Annotated in this window: 17 protein-coding genes; 7 read left to right on the forward strand and 10 right to left on the reverse strand. The window is 61.1% G+C overall.

Annotation, left to right across the window (positions count from 1 at the left end; genetic code table 11):
* The 3 genes from SBC1_RS34545 to SBC1_RS34555 are packed head-to-tail and all read right to left on the reverse strand — an operon-like array spanning position 1 to position 4,688.
* Positions 1-621, reverse strand: coding sequence for a chemotaxis protein CheB (locus tag SBC1_RS34545; RefSeq protein ID WP_165104772.1), 621 nt, complete (start codon positions 619-621; stop codon positions 1-3).
* Positions 622-623: 2 nt separating this feature from the next.
* On the reverse strand, positions 624-1,466 hold the full coding sequence (locus SBC1_RS34550; RefSeq protein WP_165104773.1) for a protein-glutamate O-methyltransferase CheR: 843 nt from the start codon (positions 1,464-1,466) through the stop codon (positions 624-626).
* A gap of 12 nt (positions 1,467-1,478) precedes the next feature.
* Positions 1,479-4,688: a response regulator gene (locus SBC1_RS34555; protein WP_165104774.1), complete on the reverse strand. Its 3,210-nt coding sequence runs from the start codon at positions 4,686-4,688 to the stop codon at positions 1,479-1,481.
* 158 nt (positions 4,689-4,846) lie between these two features.
* On the opposite strand from SBC1_RS34555, the gene hpnA reads away from it, so the two are divergent.
* Entirely contained in the window at positions 4,847-5,869 is a 1,023-nt protein-coding gene (gene hpnA / locus SBC1_RS34560) for a hopanoid-associated sugar epimerase (protein WP_062092065.1), read from the forward strand.
* 157 nt (positions 5,870-6,026) lie between these two features.
* Positions 6,027-6,527 (forward strand): hypothetical protein, encoded by a 501-nt coding sequence (locus SBC1_RS34565; RefSeq protein ID WP_165104775.1) that lies wholly within the window; start codon positions 6,027-6,029, stop codon positions 6,525-6,527.
* A 77-nt stretch (positions 6,528-6,604) separates the two neighbouring features.
* Here the strand turns inward: SBC1_RS34565 and SBC1_RS34570 are convergent, their stop codons facing one another.
* Positions 6,605-7,792 (reverse strand): glycosyltransferase, encoded by a 1,188-nt coding sequence (locus tag SBC1_RS34570; protein WP_165104776.1) that lies wholly within the window; start codon positions 7,790-7,792, stop codon positions 6,605-6,607.
* 63 nt (positions 7,793-7,855) lie between these two features.
* The gene (gene hpnC / locus SBC1_RS34575; RefSeq protein ID WP_165104968.1) at positions 7,856-8,716 is read right to left on the reverse strand and encodes a squalene synthase HpnC; all 861 of its coding nucleotides are present in this window, start codon (positions 8,714-8,716) and stop codon (positions 7,856-7,858) included.
* A gap of 818 nt (positions 8,717-9,534) precedes the next feature.
* On the opposite strand from hpnC, the gene ispH reads away from it, so the two are divergent.
* The 3 genes from ispH (at position 9,535) to SBC1_RS34590 (ending at position 12,112) form a co-directional block, all read left to right on the forward strand.
* Positions 9,535-10,503, forward strand: coding sequence for a 4-hydroxy-3-methylbut-2-enyl diphosphate reductase (gene ispH / locus SBC1_RS34580; RefSeq protein WP_165104777.1), 969 nt, complete (start codon positions 9,535-9,537; stop codon positions 10,501-10,503).
* A gap of 13 nt (positions 10,504-10,516) precedes the next feature.
* Positions 10,517-11,671 carry an adenosyl-hopene transferase HpnH gene (hpnH, locus tag SBC1_RS34585; RefSeq protein WP_165104778.1) on the forward strand — a complete coding sequence of 385 codons (1,155 nt, stop codon included), beginning with the start codon at positions 10,517-10,519 and terminating at the stop codon, positions 11,669-11,671.
* A 189-nt stretch (positions 11,672-11,860) separates the two neighbouring features.
* On the forward strand, positions 11,861-12,112 hold the full coding sequence (locus SBC1_RS34590; protein WP_165104779.1) for a hypothetical protein: 252 nt from the start codon (positions 11,861-11,863) through the stop codon (positions 12,110-12,112).
* A 112-nt stretch (positions 12,113-12,224) separates the two neighbouring features.
* Here the strand turns inward: SBC1_RS34590 and SBC1_RS34595 are convergent, their stop codons facing one another.
* The 5 genes from SBC1_RS34595 to SBC1_RS34615 form a co-directional block, all read right to left on the reverse strand.
* Positions 12,225-12,461 carry a type II toxin-antitoxin system Phd/YefM family antitoxin gene (locus SBC1_RS34595; protein ID WP_165104780.1) on the reverse strand — a complete coding sequence of 79 codons (237 nt, stop codon included), beginning with the start codon at positions 12,459-12,461 and terminating at the stop codon, positions 12,225-12,227.
* 208 nt (positions 12,462-12,669) lie between these two features.
* Positions 12,670-13,296, reverse strand: coding sequence for a phospholipid-binding protein MlaC (locus SBC1_RS34600; RefSeq protein ID WP_165104781.1), 627 nt, complete (start codon positions 13,294-13,296; stop codon positions 12,670-12,672).
* A gap of 363 nt (positions 13,297-13,659) precedes the next feature.
* Complete coding sequence (locus SBC1_RS34605) at positions 13,660-14,148, reverse strand: Lrp/AsnC family transcriptional regulator (protein WP_165104782.1); 489 nt, start codon at positions 14,146-14,148, stop codon at positions 13,660-13,662.
* Between the two features lie 10 nt (positions 14,149-14,158).
* Complete coding sequence (locus SBC1_RS34610; protein WP_165104783.1) at positions 14,159-15,814, reverse strand: acyl-CoA synthetase; 1,656 nt, start codon at positions 15,812-15,814, stop codon at positions 14,159-14,161.
* A gap of 20 nt (positions 15,815-15,834) precedes the next feature.
* Positions 15,835-16,815, reverse strand: coding sequence for an SDR family oxidoreductase (locus SBC1_RS34615; protein ID WP_165104784.1), 981 nt, complete (start codon positions 16,813-16,815; stop codon positions 15,835-15,837).
* Positions 16,816-16,991: 176 nt separating this feature from the next.
* On the opposite strand from SBC1_RS34615, the gene SBC1_RS34620 reads away from it, so the two are divergent.
* Together SBC1_RS34620 and SBC1_RS34625 are read left to right on the forward strand one after the other, a co-directional pair.
* Positions 16,992-17,705 (forward strand): TetR/AcrR family transcriptional regulator, encoded by a 714-nt coding sequence (locus SBC1_RS34620; RefSeq protein WP_165104785.1) that lies wholly within the window; start codon positions 16,992-16,994, stop codon positions 17,703-17,705.
* A gap of 417 nt (positions 17,706-18,122) precedes the next feature.
* Positions 18,123-20,357 carry a TonB-dependent siderophore receptor gene (locus SBC1_RS34625; protein ID WP_165104786.1) on the forward strand — a complete coding sequence of 745 codons (2,235 nt, stop codon included), beginning with the start codon at positions 18,123-18,125 and terminating at the stop codon, positions 20,355-20,357.
* The last annotated feature ends 54 nt before the right edge of the window (positions 20,358-20,411 follow it).

The following is a 20,411-nucleotide window of genomic DNA, read 5'->3' on the forward strand; positions in this document are numbered from 1 at the left end:
TCAGCTCCAAGTCAACCGGTTTCGCGGCGGGTGCCCGCAGCCGTGCTGCGCCAGGCGAGCGGCCATGACGTCGAGCGTCAGAATGTCGTGCACGCCGCCGCGCGCGATGGCGCCGAGCGGCATGGCGTCGGCCACCGCGGTATGCGGGTCTTGCACCCAGCAGCGCCCGCCTGCCCGCGAGATTGCGACCAGCCCGCGCGCGCCGTCGTCGTTGGCACCAGAGAGCACGACGCCGAGCAGCGTATCGGCAAAACACAGTGCCGCCGATTCAAACAACACATCCACCGATGGCCGCGAGAATCGCACGGGCGGATCGACGGAAAGGGAGATCGAGTGGTCGGGCTCAACCAGCATGTGATACCCCGGCGGCGCAAGATAGATCGTGCCGCCGACGATCTCGTCCTTGTCGTCGGGCTCGACGACCGGCAGCCGGCAGCGCGCGGAAAACAACGCGGGCAGCAGGCTGGGTTGCTCACTTCTGACATGCACGACAACCAGCACGGCCGGGCGGAAATCGGCCGGTAGCGCGGGCAGAATGTGGTTCAACGCTTCGATGCCACCCGCCGATGCCCCAATCACGATGGCTTCGATTGCATCCAGGGAATATGTCGACGGTGTCATCGCTAGACCTTTTGATACAAACGCTCGCGCGCATCGAAATCGGCGAAGCTGTCTGCGTGTTTTGAGAACCGCAGACTCTCCTTGCTGCCGAGTCCGAGAAATCCGCGGCGCACCAGCGAATCGCTGAACAGACCCAGCGCACGGTCCTGCAGCGCACGGTCGAAATAGATCAGCACGTTGCGGCACGACACGAGATGCGCTTCGAGAAACACGCTGTCGGTGGCGAGGCTGTGATCGGCGAACACCACGCGCGACTTGAGCGTCTGCGAAAATTTCGCCGCGCCGTAGGCCGCGTGATAGTAGTCGGAAAGCGAGCGTTTGCCGCCCGCCGCCAGATAATTCTGGCTGAAACTGGCCAGTCGATCCAGCGGATAAATTCCGTTCTCGGCCTGGCGCAAGGCGTCGGCGTTGATATCTGTGGCGTACAAAACCGTACGGTCCGCAATGTTCTCCTCGGCGAACAGAATGGCGAGTGACCACAGTTCCTCACCGCTGCTGCACCCCGCCACCCACACCTTGATGGACGGATACGTCTGCAGGATCGGCACAACCTGTTCGCGAATGGCGCGGAAATACGGCGGATCGCGGAACATCTCGCTGACCTGCACCGTCAGGTACTGGAACAGGCGCGAGAACAACGTGGCGTCGCGGAGAATGCGCTCCTGCAACTGCGACAGCGTCGTAAAACCCAGGTCGTGCAGCGCCTGCGTCAGGCGCCGTCGAAGCGAACTCACCGAGTAATGGCGGAAGTCGTGCTGATACTTCAGATAAACGGCTTCGAGCAGCAGCTTCAACTCGATATCGAAGATCGCCTCTTCCGTGTTTTTCAGGTTTCGATGCGGCATGGCGGATCGTGGCTACCGTTGGCGCAACCAGACTCGACACAGCGACACCAGCTTGTCGACGTCGATCGGCTTCGAAATATAGTCGTCCGCCCCTGCTTCCAGGCACTTCTGGCGATCGCTCGCCATTGCTTTCGCGGTCAGTGCGATGATCGGCAGCCGTGCATGATCGGGGTTCTTACGGATCTCGGTCATGGCGGCGAACCCGTCCATTTCCGGCATCATGATGTCCATCAGCACGAGGTCGATATCCGGATGGCGGGCGAGCGAATCCAGCGCTTCGCGGCCATTACGCGCGATTTCCAGCTTCGCCCCCAGCGGCTCGATCACATGCGACAACGCGAAGATATTGCGGACATCGTCTTCCGCCAGCAGGATCGTACGGCCTTCGAATACGTCGTCACGCTGACGCGCCGCGCGCAGCATGCGCTGCTGTTCGGGCGGCAACGCGCTTTCCACGCTGTGCAGGAACAGCGTCACTTCGTCCACCAGCCGTTCCGGCGACTTCGCGCCCTTGATGATGATCGACTTGGAATAGCGGCGCAGACGCTGCTCCTCGTCCGGCGACAACACGCGCCCCGTGTACACGATCACGGGCGGCGACGCATGCTCCTGCGACGTCGATACCCGTTCCAGCAAGTCGTACCCCGAACCATCCGGCAAGGCCAGGTCCATCACGATGCAGTCGAAAGTCGAGCGGTTCAAGTGCTCGAGCGCTTGCGCAATCGTCCCGGCTTCCACGATCTCGACCGTCGCGCTTTTCAACAACGCGTGGATGCTTTGCCGCAGCGTGGGGTCATCCTCGACCACCAGCACGCGCCGCGTGCCTTGCGCCGAGCGCGCTTCGAGCTTGCGGATGGCCGCGGCAAGCGTGTCGCGTGCGCTCGGTTTGAGCGTGTACCCGATCGCGCCGAGATGCAGCGCGACATCGGCATGATCCGTCGACGAGACGATGTGAATCGGGATGTGGCGCGTGAGCGGATCGTGCTTGAGCCATTCGAGCACGGTCAGCCCCGACTGATCGGGCAAGCCGACATCGAGCAAGATGCCGTTCGGCTGCAGGTCGCGGGCCAGTTCCACGCCTTGTGTCGCCGTGGTCGCGTGCACGAAGTCGAATTCGAGTTCATGCGCGAGGTCGTGCAGGATATGCGCGAAACGCAAGTCGTCTTCGATCGCCAAGATCACGCGGTCCGGGCGCTTGCGGTTGGCGCGATCGTCGGCAATAGGCCGCGGCGCCGGGTAGTTCGCAATCGGCGCGCGCCAGGACGAAGGCTCAAGAGAAGAGGAAGAGGCCATTGCCGCGAGGTGCGCGGGCGCGTGGGTCTGCACGACGGCAGCGCTCGGAGACGTGTGCGCCGCGCCGTTCACCAGGGCTGGCTCCGGCTCGCTCATATGCCCGATCACATCAAGTTTCGCGGTGACCGTGCCTTCGCGAACGGTCAGCGGGAGCGTGACCGAAAACACGCTGCCTTTGCCTGGCTCGCTCGAGACACTCACTGAACCGCCCAGCAATCGCGAGAATTCCCGCGATATCGACAAACCCAGACCGCTGCCGCCGTACTTGCGGCTGGTCGTGCCATCGGCTTGCTGGAACGCCTGGAAAATGAGGTCCTGCTTGTCACGGGCAATGCCGATGCCGGTATCGCGTACATCGAAGCGCAACGCGTTCTCATCGTTGCTTGCCTTGTGCACGGAGACCGTCACCTGGCCTTGGTCGGTGAACTTGAACGCGTTCGACAACAAGTTGCGCAGGACTTGCTGAAGCCGTTGATTATCGGTGACGAAATACTCCGGCACGCCTTCCGCGCGTTCGGTCACGAGCTTCAGGCGCTTCGAGTCCGCGATCGGCGCGAAGGATTGCCGCAACGACTGCAACATCCCGTCGATAGCAACCGGCGCGAACTGCACGTCCATCTGCCCCGCTTCCACCTTCGACAAATCCAGGATGTCGTTGATGAGCGACAGCAGATCGCTGTTCGACGAATGAATGGTTGCGGCGTAACGCACCTGTTCGTCGGAGAGATTGCCGTGCTTGTTGTCCTGCAAAAGCTTCGCGAGGATCAGCGAACTGTTGAGCGGCGTGCGCAACTCGTGCGACATGTTCGCGAGGAATTCGGACTTGTACTGGCTCGCGCGCGCAAGCGCCAGCGCGTTCGCCTCCAGTTCCTTTTGCGCGCGCACCAACTCCGTTTTCTGCCGCTCAAGGTGCTGCGTGTATTCCTCAAGATGCACGTTCGTCTGCTCGAGCTCGGCCTGCTGTGTTTCGAGCCGCGCCTGCGTTTCCATCAAGACCCGGCCGCGTTCCTCCAGCTCTTCATTCGATACCCGCAACTCTTCCTGCTGAACCTGCAATTCCTCGCTCTGCCGCTGCGTTTCCTCCAGCAAGTCAACCATCCGCGAGCGATACTGTGAAGAGCGCAACGCCATCCCCATGGCCTCAGCGGCGTTTTCGAGCAACTGGCGGGTATCGTCCACCGCGTTTTCATCGCCGATAAAACCCACTTCCAGCACGCCGATCACTTCGCCATCGGCCATCATGGGCGCGACCACGCAGTGGGTCGCAGGCGCCGATGCCAGCGCCGAGCCCACTGTCAGGAAATCCGATCCCGCGCCCCGGATCTCGATCGCCCGCTTCTCGTCGAGTACTTGCCCGAGCAGCCCCTGGCCCCGTGCGATCCGCTGCGGCACGGCGTTTTCGGCAGGCAGCGCCCACGCTGCAATGCGCTCGAGCGCGTCGCCTTCACGGCTGTACAGCACGCCGACCTGCGCGCCCACGTACGGCACGAGCGAGCGGAGAATGCCGTTGCCGATTGCCGCGGGGTCGAGATCACCGCGCATCTGCAAGCCGATCTGGACTTCGCCCTGCTTGAGCCACGCGCTGCGTTGCAGGTTCAGCCGCGTTTTGATATAGAGATGCCCCACGCCGGCCAGCACGAACATCACGATCACGCCGATCACGCGGTTGAGCTGCAGCACGATCGGGCCGGTGAGCGCATCGGCATTCGTGAGGACATAAGCCGTGAACATCAGCACGGAGGCCGCGCCGGCAGTGATAAACGGCACGTTGGGCCGGTCGACCCACATGCAGAGCGCGACCGGCAGCATGTAGAACACCCAGATGGCGACGCGCAACGGCGTGAGCCAGTCGACCGCAAACACGATCAGGAGCAGCATCGCGGTCGCGAAGTACAGCCACACGGATCGATTTCGACTGTCTATGAACATTGGCTGAAGACTTTTCTTTAAATTTGGGGTCTGGCGGACTGAAGCAGCACCGGACCATAGCACGAGCCGTAAGCCCTTGTCACATATGGGTTCTCGGCTGATCGTGACGCTTCGGAAGACGCGCAACTGTTACCTTTGCAAGACAAAAAGAGGCAAAAATGACTGACCCGTTAAGTGGATACGCCCGTGGACGCGTGCTCGTCACCGGCGCATCCGGATTCGTCGGATCGGCGGTGGCGCGCATCGCGCGGGAACGCGGGTTCGATGTTCGCGTAGTCATACGCAAGACCAGTTCCCGGCAGAACCTCGAAGGACTGGACGCCGAAGTCGTAATCGGCGACATGCGCGACGAAGCCTCCATGCGCGCCGCAATGAAGGGCGTTCGCTACCTGCTGCACGTTGCCGCCGATTACCGCATCTGGGCACGCGATCCTGGCGAGATCGAGCGCGCGAATCTGGAAGGCACCGAGGCTACTATGCGCGCAGCGCTGGCGGAAGGCGTGGAGCGGATCGTGTACACGAGCAGCGTGGCAACGCTGAAGGTGAGTCCGGCGGGTGAGATCGTCGATGAAACGAAGCCTGCCCAAGCCCATCAGACCATTGGCGCATACAAACGCAGCAAGGTGCTGGCGGAACGCGCGGTCGAGCGCATGGTCGCGAATGACGGCTTGCCGGCGGTGATCGTGAACCCGTCCACGCCGATCGGTCCGCGCGACGTCAAGCCAACGCCAACCGGGCGAATCATCGTGGAAGCGGCGACGGGCAAGATCCCCGCTTTCGTCGATACCGGCCTGAACCTCGTGCATGTGGACGACGTGGCGAACGGCCACTTTCTCGCGTTGGAGCGCGGGGTGATCGGTGAACGCTATATTCTCGGCGGCGAAAATCTGTCGCTGCAGCAAATGCTGGCGGATATTGCCGGGCTGGCCGGGCGCAAGCCGCCGACCATCAAGCTGCCACGCGGCCCGCTTTATCCGCTCGCGATCGGCGCGGAGCTTTACGCGAAGTTCAGTGGCAAGGAGCCGTTTGTTACTGTCGATGGATTGAGGATGTCGAAGAACAAGATGTACTTCACGTCGGCGAAAGCGGAGCGGGAGCTGGGGTATAAGGCGCGGCCTTATGGCGAAGGCCTGAGTCACGCGCTGGACTGGTTCCGCGCGAACGGCTACCTGAAACGATAAAGCGCGATGAACCGATGATCCATGGCGCGCGTTGCCTGTTGTTTTGATGGCATTTTTAGCGTCATACACGCATTTTGTTACAACGTGTGGCGACGTTGCGCGGTACGCAGCAGTTAAAATCGCAGGTTCGATGCAAGGCTAGCAAGGCAAACAACGCATGAACTTAACCGACCAGCTCGGCGCGCTGGAATCAAGCCTCGATGAGCTGATTCTCGCCGCCGCTTCCATTCCAGTTTCTCCCGAATCTTCCACTGCTTCTATTACCGACGCGGCTAATGAGCCGGCAACGGCAGTTGCGTCCGTGGTTGAAGAAAAACCGCCCGTGGCTGAAGAAAAGCCCGCGCTGAACGTTTCGCGCCCCGAAAAGAACGTGATCGCGATGACGATTGGCGGAGTGTCAGTGGCGTTGAGCCCCGAGGGGGTATCGGAGTTGATCGAGGAATTATCGAACGCGCGCGCTTCGATGGACGTCGAACAGCCGGGCGGCCTGCCGTCCGGCTGGCGCTTTGTCGCGACGAAAAACCCGGTGATGGCCACGCAACGTTATGCGAACGGCGATCGGTTGCTGGTGTTGCGTCATACCGGACATGGCTGGGTACCGTTCTCGTTCTCACCCGACATGGTGATCGAGATGTACGCGATGCTGACCAAACGGTGAGTTGAACCGGGTGGGCGAAATCGGCTACACCCGGCGGCTAGACACCGTTCGCCCACGCACGACTCGCCGTCATCCGCTCAAGGCGCCTGGACTCGCGACTTCCACTGCCCGCCTTTGCCGCGCCAGAACCGTATTGCCGAGCCAACCGTCGCGCTGACATAAAACAGCGCGATCACCGGCAATATCGGCGCCCAGAGTATGGACAGCCGGTAGTAACGCAGCATTGGCGAATACGCGCAGCACATCGCAATCCACGCGAGCCACGCCGGCCATCCCTTGGCTCCCAACGTCAACGCAACCACGGGCGGCGCGAGATAGATCACGCACATCGCGAGCACCGTCCCGACCAGCAACAACGCCGAATAACGCAACTGCGTGAACGCCGTGCGCGCAATCATGTTCCAGACGTCGCGCCAGTCGTCGTACGGCCGCAGGGATTCGCTGTCAGCGGCGAGATCCAGCCGGATCGGCCGCGCCGCGTTCACGCCGTTACGAAACTTGATGCGCGAAGCGAGGCTGCAATCGTCGATCAGCTCTCCGCGAATCGATTCAATCCCGCCCGTCTCCACTAGCGCCGCGCGCCGCACCATCATGCAACCGCCCGCCGCCGCTGCCGTGCGGTTACTCGCGTTGTTGACCCACGCAAACGGGTACAGCTTCGCGAAGAAAAACACGAACGCGGGAATGAGCGCTTTTTCCCATGTTGAGTCGCAGCGCAGCCGCACCATCAGCGAGACCAGATCGCGATCTTCCAGAATCGCGCGCGCGACGAGTTGCGAGGCGGCGTCGGCGGGATGACGGATGTCGGCATCGGTGAGCAGCAGGTAATCGGCCGGAAAACCCAGCCCGTCGATAGCCGCAATGCCTTGCGACTGCGCCCACACCTTGCCGGACCAGCCTGGCGGCAAGGGCGCGGCCGTCAGCACGGTCAGGCGGTCTTCGAAACCGCCGTCGCGCGCGGCGGCCTGCGCAGCGTCGGCGGTGCCGTCGGTGCTGTGGTCGTCGACGACGATCAGATGGAATGAACCCGCGTAGTCCTGAGCGAGCAGCGACGTCACCGCGCGGCCGATCACATCGGCTTCATTGCGCGCCGGCACGATCGCGACGACGGCCGGCCACGCGCCGCGACGCGCAATCTCCGCTTGGCCGACTGCGTGAACGGTACTCTCGCTGAGCCGTTCGAGGGCTTGCGCGCGCCAGAAACCGCCGCGGCCAAACAGCAGGACAAGCCAGATGAGGAGGGACAACCAAGCAATCAGGAGCATCGTTTATTCGGGTTAAGCAAATTCATCGACAGGGGCGCCGCGATCAGGTCAAGTCAGCTTCGGTCAGCTCTCGACCGAGCGCAATTGCACACCCACCCGGCCACGCAGCCGCATCGCGAGCGAACGCATGCCGATCACCACCCAGTCCGGGCCTTTCAGCACCGGGCGCTTGCGGAACACGTCGTAGTCGGCCTGTTCGATTTTTTCAAGAATTCGCAAACCGCCGTGCACGACGCTGCACAGTTCCAGACCAAAGCGCCCGGGCATGCGCACGGCAAGCGGCGCGCCGCCAACAATCATCGCGCGTGCGTGGTCGACTTCATGACGCATGAGCGCTCGCCAGGCATCGTCGCAGATTTGCTCGTCAATATGCCGTTCGGTCACGCCGAAACGCTCGAGGTCGCACAACGGCATGTAAATGCGGCTCTTCTTCCAGTCGATACCCACGTCCTGCCAGAAGTTGATCAGCTGCAACGCGGTGCAGATCGCGTCGGAATCAGCGAGATTCTCGGGCGTGCTGGCGTGGAAGAGATGCAGCATCAGCCGCCCGACCGGATTCGCCGAGCGCCGGCAATAGTCCATGAGCGCAGGCCAGTCGGCGTAACGCGTGGTGTCGATGTCCTGATCGAACGCCGAGACGAGATCGTAGAACGGCCCGAGCGGCAGCCCGTATTGCGAGACGGTGCCGGCAAGTTTCTCGAACAGCATGGGATGAACCGGTGCCGGCTGACCGGCGGCGACCGCATCCAGCCCCGCGCGGAAATCGGCGAGACGGGCGTGGCGTTCGGCCGGGTCGAAGACACCTTCGTCGGCAATGTCGTCCGCCGTGCGCGCGACGTGATAAATCACGCCGACCGGCGCACGCAGCCGTTTCGGCAGCAATATGCTGGCTACCGGAAAATTTTCGTAGTGATCGACTTCCATAACACGGTCCAGGTATTCGACACAGCGCGCGGATGCCAGAATGGACATCGACGCACGCAGGTCGTGCGTGCCGGGTCGCTGACGCGTAACAACATTGCGCTCCAGGGCGACGTAAATGTTGGTTAGGCGCAACGACTCGACACGGGAAAAATTCTTGTCGCGCGCTGCCCGAAAACCTGTTGGAGAACCAGGCGTGAATCCGGTGCAGTTATGCAGCCCGCGTATGTAGTCCACGCATGCAGCCACCTACGCAGCCGGCTCTTGCGGCTTATCGGGCATTCGCCCCAACGCAGGTGTGGCTTAAAATCGGGCCAGCTTCGGCTTGATCCTGCTGCCAGGATCCATGCTCCGACTGCCGCAGACCCCCGCTGATTCAGCCCGGCAGGCCGTTTAACCGGAGCTTTTCATCGACCCTCGCGGCACGGATCCGGCTACTGATCCAGCTACCTACGCGCGCGTGCTTCAGCCGCTTAAAAAAGCCGGATCACGGCACCGCCATGGCGGCTTCAAGGCCGCTTCGCGGACAACCCGGCGAACCGCTAGTTTACCGGCTTCCGTGTCCACGCAGTAATTCAACCCTGTCGACAGAAACGGAAACACCCTCTAACACCCTCTTACAAGCATCCAAAAAGCGAACGAGTTAGAATACGCGGTCAACTTCGGCCTTAAAGTTGAAACGAATGGCTCATTTCCAGCCAATTGTTTCCGAAAGCTTTTTCCGAGAAGCTTTAATTTCGCTTACAACAAATCGACCGGATTTGATCCAAGCTTATAGCCGGTTCCATTCGAAACCCGCGCCAGTCGGAGTTCGCCCGAATATGCGTATTATCCTTGCTCAACCCCGCGGCTTTTGTGCGGGCGTGGTCCGCGCGATCGAGATTGTCGATCGCGCTCTCGAACGACATGGCGCGCCCGTCTACGTGCGCCATGAGATCGTTCACAACCGGCACGTCGTCGACAACCTGCGTAGCAAGGGCGCGCGTTTCGTCGAAGAACTCGACGAAGTGCCGCACGGCGCCGTTGCTATTTTCAGCGCGCATGGCGTGGCGCAAACAGTGGAAGCCGACGCAGAGGCGCGCGGCCTTGATGTGCTGGATGCCACGTGCCCGCTGGTGACGAAGGTCCATGTGCAGGGGCGGCAATATGTCGCGCAGGGCCGAACTTTGATCCTGATCGGCCATGCGGGGCACCCGGAGGTGGAAGGGACCATCGGCCAGATTCCCGGCACGGTGGTGCTCGTGCAAAGCGAAGCGGAAGTGGCAACGCTCGCGCTGCCCGTCGATGCCCCCGTCGCCTATGTCACGCAGACCACGTTGTCGGTGGACGATACGCGCGACATCATCGACGCATTGCATCGCCGTTTTACGGACATCGTGGGCCCGGATACGCGCGACATCTGCTACGCGACGCAAAACCGCCAGGCGGCGGTGCGCGAGCTGAGCAAACAAGTTGACGTTTTGCTGGTGGTTGGCGCCACGAACAGTTCCAACTCGAATCGTCTGTGCGAGATCGGCGCCGAAACCGGCGTGCCGAGCTACCTCGTGGCGGACGGCTCGGAATTGAAAGCCGACTGGTTTGCGAATGCGCAGACTGTCGGGATTACGGCCGGCGCATCCGCGCCGGAAGAAATGGTCAAGCACGTTATTAATGCACTGCGCGCGCTGGGTCCCGTTGAAGTCACGACGATGTCCGGCCGCGAAGAAAAAGTTGAATTCAAACTCCCCGCGAAGCTGACGAAGCCGCTGGCTGCGGCAACGGCTTCCGCCGGCGCCCTTCGCGAAGATTAAGGAGCACACGCAATTGTCTATTCCAATGCTGCAAAAGGTCCGGGTTGGCGCTTACATCGCGCGCCAGCATTTCATGCGCAACAAGCGCTATCCGCTCGCGCTGATGCTCGAGCCGCTGTTCCGGTGCAACCTGGCGTGTAACGGCTGCGGCAAGATCGATTATCCGGACCCCATCCTGAACCAGCGCATCTCGATGGAAGACTGCCTCGCAGCCGTCGACGAATGCGGTGCACCGGTAGTGTCTATCGCTGGCGGCGAGCCGCTGCTGCACAAGGAAATGCCCCAGATCGTGAAGGGCATCATCGCGCGCAAGAAGTTCGTTTACCTCTGCACGAACGCGCTGCTGATGGAAAAGAAGATGGATGATTACCAGCCGAATCCGTACTTCGTCTGGTCGGTTCACCTCGACGGCGACAAGCAGGCGCATGACCATTCGGTCTCGCAAGACGGCGTGTACGAAAAGGCGGTTGCGGCAATCAAGGAAGCGAAGCGCCGTGGTTTCCGCGTGAACATCAACTGCACGCTGTTCAACGACGCCGACCCGGAGCGTGTTGCGAATTTCTTCGACACGCTCGGCCCCATGGGCGTGGACGGCATCACGGTGTCGCCGGGTTATGCGTACGAGCGCGCACCGGATCAGCAACACTTCCTGAACCGCGAAAAGACGAAAACGTTGTTCCGCGACATCTTCAAGCGCGGCGATAACGGCAAGCGCTGGTCGTTCAGCCAGTCGAGTCTGTTCCTCGACTTCCTGGCCGGCAATCAGACCTACGAATGCACGCCTTGGGGCAACCCGGCGCGTACCGTGTTCGGCTGGCAACGTCCGTGCTATCTGCTCGGTGAAGGCTATGTGAAGACCTTCAAGGAATTGATGGAAACCACCGAGTGGGACAAGTACGGCACGGGCAAGTACGAGAAATGTGCGGACTGCATGGTGCATTGCGGCTTTGAAGCCACCGCCGTAATGGACACGGTTGCGCATCCGCTGAAGGCGGCGCGCGTCGCGTTGCGCGGTCCGCGTACCGAAGGTGCTTATGCGAAAGACCTGCCGGTCGATAACCAGCGCCCGGCGGAATTCGTGTTCTCGAAGCACGTCGAGATCAAGCTGGAAGAAATTGGCCGCGCGAAGAATAACAAGGGCGGCAAGCAAACCACGATTGCGGCTTGAGTTTGAGTCTTTGGCAGTCAACCCGCCGATTGAGTATTGGCTGATTTTTCCAGCCAATCGCATACGGTAAAAAGAACGGGTGGATAAGGTCGCGACGAGCGGCGTTATCCACCCGTTTTGTATTTCAAGATGCGCAGGTGGCGCACCCGTGTAGCATCGCGGGTTTTCAAGGTAAACAAGCAGGAAGCAATGGCTGAATTCAGTGTAATGATCAATCTCGGCAAAGCCGATCTGGACGACTACTCTCTCTTGACGAAGATGCTGCACAAGACTGGCTTCAGCGAGACGAAAGCCGCGCAGGTGGCGGCAGACTATCGGCTGCTACCCGCTTCGTTCAAGTACTCCAGCGAGACCGAAAACATGACCGCAGTGAGGGAGAAAGCGCTGAAGTCGGCGAAGAGCGTTTCGTCGAAGGCAATGGTGCTTGTGTCGGAGTGTTGATGCGGGAGTGAAGGCGTAGGGGCGAAACTTGGTGCGCATAAAGTTTCGGTAGTGGCTTGGGGCGCCGAGCTGCCAACCAAGTTAGCGTGCATACCCAGTACGCCGGATACGATTACCGCGCCGCTACCCAGTCATCTTCCCCCACGGGCGCTATGGAATTGTCGTAACGCAATAGCGAGCCGCGCAGAAGATCGAGTGGGTCTTTTGCATCCGTTTGATACGGCCGTAACTCGAGTGTCGGCCGTCCACGGTCGGTCACGATCAAACTCTCCCCCGACGACTCCACCAGCCTGAAGAATTCAGATGCTTTCGCTCTAAATTCGGATTTCGATACTCGTTGATTTGGCATTTTGTGCCTCTGGTCATAGGTCAATGCTCATCGTGGCGGATGAAGCGATACTTTGTAAGGCGATGAGCGCTACAGACGGCCGCGCAAAAAAAGGCGCACCCGGCTTTGTCGCCAGTTGCGCCAATTGGTCATGCTGCTACTGCGAGATATCTCGGGCTCGCTCACCCACGCCTCATGGGCGAATCCGGGTCGAGGCTCTACCTCTTCCTCACTCCGCCGTCCGCTCGTTGTGTGCGGTCAGGAACTTGATCAGACCGTCTACGCCGCCCTTCGACAACTGACCCGCGAACTGCGTCTGATACACCTGGATCAGCCACGCGCCCATCATGTCGATGTCGTAGATCTTCCAGCCGTCCGGCGTCTTTTCCAATCGATAACGCACCGGGTTGTCGCCGCCGGTCGAGTACACGTGCGACTGGACGACAGCGTCTTTTCCAGCGGCGTCGAGCGTTGGGGTGTCGAATTTGAACTTGACGTCGTCATCGCGTAATTGCGACAGCGACGACGAGTAGGTGCGCACCAGCAGCGTCTGGAATTGCTCGTAGAGCGCCTTCTGCTGCTCGGGCGTCGCCGTGCTCCACGCCTTACCAACGGCAATTCGCGTGGTGCGCTGGAAATCGGTTGCCGGCACGAAACGCGACTGCACCAATTGCGTGATCTTGGCCATGTCGCCGCCACGCGCGGCAGGATCAGCCTTCATTGCATTGACAGTGCCTTCCACCGCGCCTTTAACAACAGCATCGGGGCTCGTCTGCGCAAACGACGTGCTGGAAAACAGCGCCGCTGAGAAAGCCAGGGCGAACAGAACAACACGGACAGGCAAATAGCGTTTCATACGACCGTTATCGAGTAAGGGAGGGCGGCGTTCAGCCCGACGCGCCCGTTAGCGGGAAAACGCAGTAAGTATATCGACCCGCGTCTGCCGTGACAGTTCAGTAGGTTCGGAGGATTGTTGGATCAAGGCTGACGTAGGAGTCGGCGGAAACGAAAAACCTCCGATTATTGGCTCTTCTACCCCTTACCCGTAGCGGCTTGTTAGGGCACTTCGTGGCGGCGCATCGGCATGGCGTCAATCGTGGTGATCAATGCTGCGACGAAATGGGTCGTGGTGAGTCGATTTGTCCTTGCCGATCAACAACACTCGAAAGGTTTTCTCCTTCACCCGTGTCGGAGCCGAGACTCAGTCACGTTGACACCCTCAAACCTGCGGACTCGGCCCGCGCTCCAGATAGGTAGTCAACGCGATATAACTGCGCGTGCCGGTGAACCCCTCTATCGAATGAATGCGCTCAAGCAGATGTTCGAGCGTCTGCGTGTCGCGGGTTCGCACTTTCAGCAGCATCGCGCTTTCGCCGGTCACCGTATGGATCTCTTCGACGTCCGGAAACTCCGTCAGTTGCAGAAGCTGGCGCGTGACGGCCCAACTGGAGGTATCGACGTGAACAAACGCCAACAGCGGCCGGCCAACGCTTGCGCCATCCAGCGTCGCCACGGTCGCCTTGACGACGCCATCTTGCTTCAGGCGCTTCGCCCGTTCGTGCACGGCGGGCGCGGACAAATGCAGCAAACGGCCAAGCTCGGCGTAGGTCCGCGTAGCGTCTTCGGCGAGCAGGGCCAGCAGCTTGCGATCGGTGGCGTCGAGGGCCGCAGGAGGTTGGCGTCTGGGCGAGGCCGTGGCTGAGGTCATCGGCGAATCCTCATGGTTTGGTCGAATTTGAATTGCTCAGATCCGGTAACCCTGCCCGTAATTCCTTGCGCATCACCTTGCCGGTCGGCGTCATCGGCAATGCATCGACAAACCTGATCTCGCGCGGATATTCATGCGCGGCCAGCCGCGTCCTGACGTGCTGCTGAAGCTCGCGGACAAGCGTTTCGTCCGGGACAAACCCCGCATTCAGCACGATGAACGCCATCACGATCTCCGTACGCGCCGCGTCCGGTGCGCCCACCACCGCCGCCATGCTCACGGCGGGATGGCGCAGCAAACAGTCTTCAATAGGCGCAGGTCCGATCCGATAACCCGCGCTGGTAATCACGTCGTCGTTGCGGCCGACGAAGCGGATAAAACCGTCGGCGTCGCATAAACCGAGGTCGCCGGTCAGCAGGAACTGGCCGCGAAATTTATCGCGCGTGGCCGCTTCGTTGTTCCAGTAGCGCAGGAACATGACCGGGTCGGGCGCGGCAATCGCGATATTTCCCGGCGTGCCGGGCGGAAGTTTTGTGCCCTCATCGTCGACGATTGCCACGCGATGTCCCGGCACGCTGCGCCCGATCGCCCCCGGTCGCGGCTCGAACAACGCCGCGCACGACGACACCACCACGTTGCACTCAGTCTGCCCGTAGAACTCGTTGATGGTCACGCCAAGCGCCGTCCGGCCCCAGGCGATCAACTCCTCGCCCAGCGATTCCCCGCCGCTCGCCACCGCGCGCAACGACAACCGCCACTGCTCGGGGCGCGCCACCGAGCGCATCATCTTGAGCGCGGTCGGCGGCAGGAACGTATGGGTGACGCCGTGACGCGCCATCAGGTCGAAGGCGGCGGGGCCATCGAACTTTTCAAAGCGCCGCGCGAGCACCGCGACGCCGTGATGCCACGCAGGCAGCAAGACATCGAACAAACCGCCAATCCACGCCCAGTCGGCGGGCGTCCACATCAGCCTGGCGTGCAACGGGAAAAGTCCCTGCGACATCTCGACGCCCGGTAAATGCCCCAGCAACGCCCGATGCGCAAGCAACGCGCCTTTGGGCTTTCCCGTCGTGCCGGAGGTGTAGATGATCGCGGCGGGGTCGTCGCAGGAGGTATCGGCAGGGGTGAAGACGTCCGTTTCCGCACGCAACGAATCCCAGAAGGAATGAGCGTTCTTGCGCGTGGTGGTATCGGCGGTATCAACGGTATAGGCCGCTTTCAGGTACGGCAGCGTGTCGCGAACCTGCTCCAGCTTTTCGAAACCGGCGTGGTCGGTGATCAGCGCCACCGCGCCGCTATCGGCGAGCCGGTACTGGATGGCATCGACGCCGAACAGCGCAAACAGCGGCACCGCGATATAACCCGCCTTGTAGATGGCCAGATGCGCAATGGCCGTCTCCGGCGACTGCGGCAGGAAGATCCCGACGCGGTCGCCGCGCGTCAGCCCCGCGCGGGCAAGCGCGTTGGCAAACTGGTTGGAGAGCGCCTTGAGGTCATCGAAGGTAAAACGCGTTTCCGAGCCTTCGCGGGTCTCGTAGATGAGCGCGAGGCAGCCGGAACCGTCGGCCCATTTATCGCAGGTGTCCACGCCAATGTTGTAGTGCGCGGGCACCTTCCACTCGAAAGCCGCGGCGAGGGTTTCATATGAATCGGCTGCGGGAAGCATCGCTTCTCCTTAGTTGAGTCTCACTCGCCGGCACTGGTTGGCGCGGCTTTATCGATTAAATCGGTTGAATGCTTGGCGTCCTCGGCGTCGACCAAATCCTGCAACCCGACAGGCGGCTGATAACGCGAAAACCCGTTGAATTCCAGCGCACGCGCAGCGGCCGCCAAGGGCCACGAATGCCGTGCGTTCGGCACGCCGCCATCAACGCGAATCACCGTCCCGTTGATAAAAGCCGATGCCTCCGACAACAAGAACACCGCCGCCGCGGACAGTTCGGATTCGGTCCCAAAGCGCTGCAACGGCACCTTGTGCCTGAGCTCGCGCAGCAACGCACGATAACGTTCGTCGTAACTATCCATACCCGCCGATGCAATCCATCCCGGCGCCACGGCATTGACCCGCACGCCGGCGTAACCCCATTCGCACGCGGCCGTTTCGGTGAAGTTCCAGACGCCAGCGCGCGCGGCGCCCGAATGGCCCATGCCGGGCATACCGCCCCAGATGTCCGCGAGCATGTTGACGATCGCGCCGCCGTGATCGCGCATCCATTGCGTAAAGCATTCACGCGACATCAGGAAAGTGCCGTGCAAGTTATTTCGCACAACGGCGTCCCAGCCATTCAGGGAAATCTTGTCGAGCGGCGCGGGGAACTGGCCGCCCGCGCAATTGAAGAGGCCATCGAGCCGGTTGAAGTCGGCGAGCGTCGCAGCAACGACTTGTTTGACGCTCGCCTCGTCGCGGATGTCGCAGGAATAGCAGCCCACGCGTTCGACGCTCTCCGGGTAATCCTCAGCCAGCTCGTCGCGCACGGTTTCCAGCTTCTCCAGCGACCGTCCGATCAGGATCACCGAGGCGCCGAGCGACACGAGTTCGTGCGCGGTGCATCGGCCAAGCCCGCTGCCTCCGCCCGTCACCATGACAACCTTGCCGGCGAACAGGCCGGGACGGAAGACGGAGCGATAACGATGCTGACCGCGCGGATTATTCGGATTGGATTCCATGATTCTCAACGTGACCGGGTGAGTGCGCCTTAATGCATTTGAGTAAAACTCAATTACATAACAACGTCAAGCCAGTTAAACCTTAACAAAGCTCACAATATTGCTTGAATTCCCCTACAACTTCAATTGAGCTAGACTCAAAATAATACCCCTGACGAGCGACTTTCATCGCCTATATGAGCCAGCCCAAAACCCTTCCCGCACGCCGCGCACCGTCGAGCGTCAAGTCCGAACAACGCATCAAGGACATCCTGCTCGTGGCGCGGCAAGTGTTCTCGGAGCGCGGATATGCATCGGCGACGACAATCGATATGGCGCGTCGGCTTGGGGTATCGGAGGCGACGGTGTTCACGTATTTCTCCGGCAAGCGCGACCTGTGCGTGCGGGTGATCTGCGACTGGTACGACGAGATCATCGCGGAGATTGAAGCCACGCTGCCGCACATCACGGGGACGCGCGCCAAACTGTTTTTCCTGATCCGCACGCACTTGTACCGGCTGATGATCGATGGGCCGGGGCTGTGCGCGCTGATCTTGTCCGAAGGGCGCGCGAAAGACGACACCTTCGGCGACGAAATCGTGCAACTCCAGCGGCGCTATACCGCGCCGCTGATGCAGGTTCTGTCCGATGGCGTGACCGCCGGCGATATCCGCGACGACCTCCCCTTAAGCCTGCTGCGCTCCAGCATCTATGGACCGATGGAACACGTGCTCTGGGACGCGATCAGCAAGAAAACGGTGGATATTGAAGAGACGTCGAAGCGATTGTCCCTGCTTCTTTGGCAAGGTTTGCAACCTCCCAATCCGAAAGTCGCCGCCCTCGGGCAATTGCAGCGCGACGTGGCGGCGGCGCTCAGGGCGTTTGAGGACACCCCTAGCTCACCTGAATGAAAGCTGCGTTTTTGTAAGATGGTTACAGTTGACCGCGCTCTGCGGCACGACTTCTCCCCCTCCCGGTTCCGGATTAACCCCTCTCATCCACGCCCCATAAAGCCCCGCCCTCCGTGGCGCGTTTTATCTCCCCGATAAAACCGCCTCGTGTAAATCGCGGGGCCTTCGTTCGTCAGCTATCCGAATAGTTCCCGAAGCCGTATTGAAAACAATTGTTACTTGTGTAATGATATTGATTCGCATTTCCGAAATATCAGGCAAACGGCGCATCCCGTTCGCAAAGACGAACTGACACGAACTGACGCTCCGGCCGCGCCTGTTGCCGACCACTCACGCCGCCGCGGGCATCGCGGAAACAACTGACCGGCATGGCGCAACGGCGCCGGCTTTTCGACCATCCAGTACTCGGGGAAACACATGTTGAGGAAGACACCGCTTGCCGCGGCGATCATGACCGCGCTGGCGGCTCCTGCTGCCATTCCGCTTTATGCTCACGCGCAGGCCGCGCCGGTCAGCAAGACCGATCAAACCGCCCAGGCGGAACAATCCGCACAAGCCGCACCCCCTGTTGAAAACGCCGCGCTGCCGGCCGTCCATGTCTCCGGTCAGGCCATTACCACGCCCGACTTCCAGCCCGAAAAGTCGAGCGTAGGCGCCAAGGTCCCAACCGCGTTACGCGATATCCCCCAGGCGGCTGTGGTGGTCCCGAAAGCCGTGCTGCAGTCCCAGGCAGCAACCTCATTCTCCGATGCCCTTCGCAACGTCCCCGGCGTCACCATTGGCGCAGCGGAAGGCGGACAAATCGGCAACAACATCAACTTGCGCGGGTTCTCGGCGCGCACCGACATTTATCTCGATGGCTTTCGCGATCGCGGCCAGTACTATCGGGACACGTTCGACCTTGAATCCATCGACGTGCTGTATGGCCCGTCCTCGCTCTATTTCGGGCGCGGCTCCACGGGCGGCGTGATCAACCAGGTGAGCAAGCAGGCGGAATTGAAAGCGCATGCATCGGTGTCCGCGATGGTCGGCACGAGCGACCGCTACCGCACCACGGTAGACATCAACCAGCCGCTCTCCGACACGTCCGCCGTGCGGCTCAACGCGTTCGGGCAAGACCTCGGCTCGACCCGCGACGTGATGAAGAGCAAGGACTATGGCTTCGCGCCGACGGTGCGCTTCGGTATTGGCACGCCGACGGAAGTCACATTGTCAGCGTTGATCCAGCACAACCGCGACCAGCCGGACTATGGCATTCCTCCGGTGAACGGCGCGCCGGTCCCGGTCAGCAAGGGCCAGTTCTACGGCTTCGAAGGCGACCGGACGATCCAGGACGTGCAGACGCTCTCGGCGCGCATCCAGCATCGTTTCGACGACAACCTCACGCTGCGCAACGAGACCCAGTTCAGTCACTACGGCACCGAAGCGACCGCGACCAATGCGGCGGCTGTCCTGACCGGGCCACTGGGAACATCGACGGCGCTGACCAACGGCAATTACACGTCGTTGCCGTTGTCGTCGTTGTATGTGAAGTTGCAGGGCAAAGACCGGAACATCAACGATCATTCGGTCTACAACACGACGGATATCGATTACAAATTCAACACCGGTTTCCTCAAGCATGAGGTGATAGCGGGCATTGACTTGAGCCACGAGACCTACAGCAACCAGTCGTTCACCGCGACGACGCCGGGCCTGCCGTCGAACACCATCGCAATCGTTCCTCTGCTCAATCCGCAATACACCACGCGACCGGCCAACACGCAAGAAGTGGCGACCAACCTCGCGGAATCGAGCGCGAACGGGGTCGGCGTTTATGCCAACGATACGGTGTCGGTCGGCCAGTACTGGAAGGTGGTGGGCGGCTTGCGCTGGGACCGCTACGAGGCGTCGATCAAGAACACCCTCAACCTGCCTTCGTACGCCACGCAGACGAACTACTTCACCAGTGTGCGCGGCGGGATCATTTTCCAGCCGACCGACTGGCAGTCGTACTACGTTTCATACGGCACGTCCTTCAACCCATCGCTGGAAGCGCTGACGCTGACGAACAACCAGCAGAACACGCCGCCGGAATCGAACCGTTCGTATGAAGTGGGAACGAAATGGGATTTGCTGAACGGCGGGTTGTCGGTGACGCAGTCGCTGTTCAATATCGATAAAACCAATGCCCGCACGCTCCAGGCCGACGGCAGCTACACGCTCGACGGCGACGTGCGCGTGCGAGGTTATCAACTCGGGCTGGCTGGCCACATCACCAACAAGTGGCAGGTCTTTGGCGGCTATACGTACATGGACGGCCAAGTGGTGAAGGCGCTGGACAACACGAATGGCAAGACGCTGGCGAACACGCCGCGCAACATGATCACGTTGTGGACGACGTATGACGTCACGCCCCAATGGACCTTCGGTGGCGGCCCGGTGTACACATCGTCGCGATATGCGGCCAGCAACAACTTCGTGGAAGTGCCTGCGTACACGCGCTGGGACGCAATGGCCGCGTATCACCAGAAACACTACGACGTCCAGTTCAACGTGCAGAATCTGACCAACAAGCACTACTACGACGCGCTGATTCCATCGGATGGCGGCCGCGCGGTGCCGGGTTACGGCCGGACGTTCCTCGCGACGCTAAACTACCGGTTCTATTGATCGACTGCAGGACACGCGAGCCGCGCGATACACGTCGCGCGGCCGCTGGACCCC

This window comes from Caballeronia sp. SBC1, assembly GCF_011493005.1.
Taxonomy (GTDB): domain Bacteria; phylum Pseudomonadota; class Gammaproteobacteria; order Burkholderiales; family Burkholderiaceae; genus Caballeronia.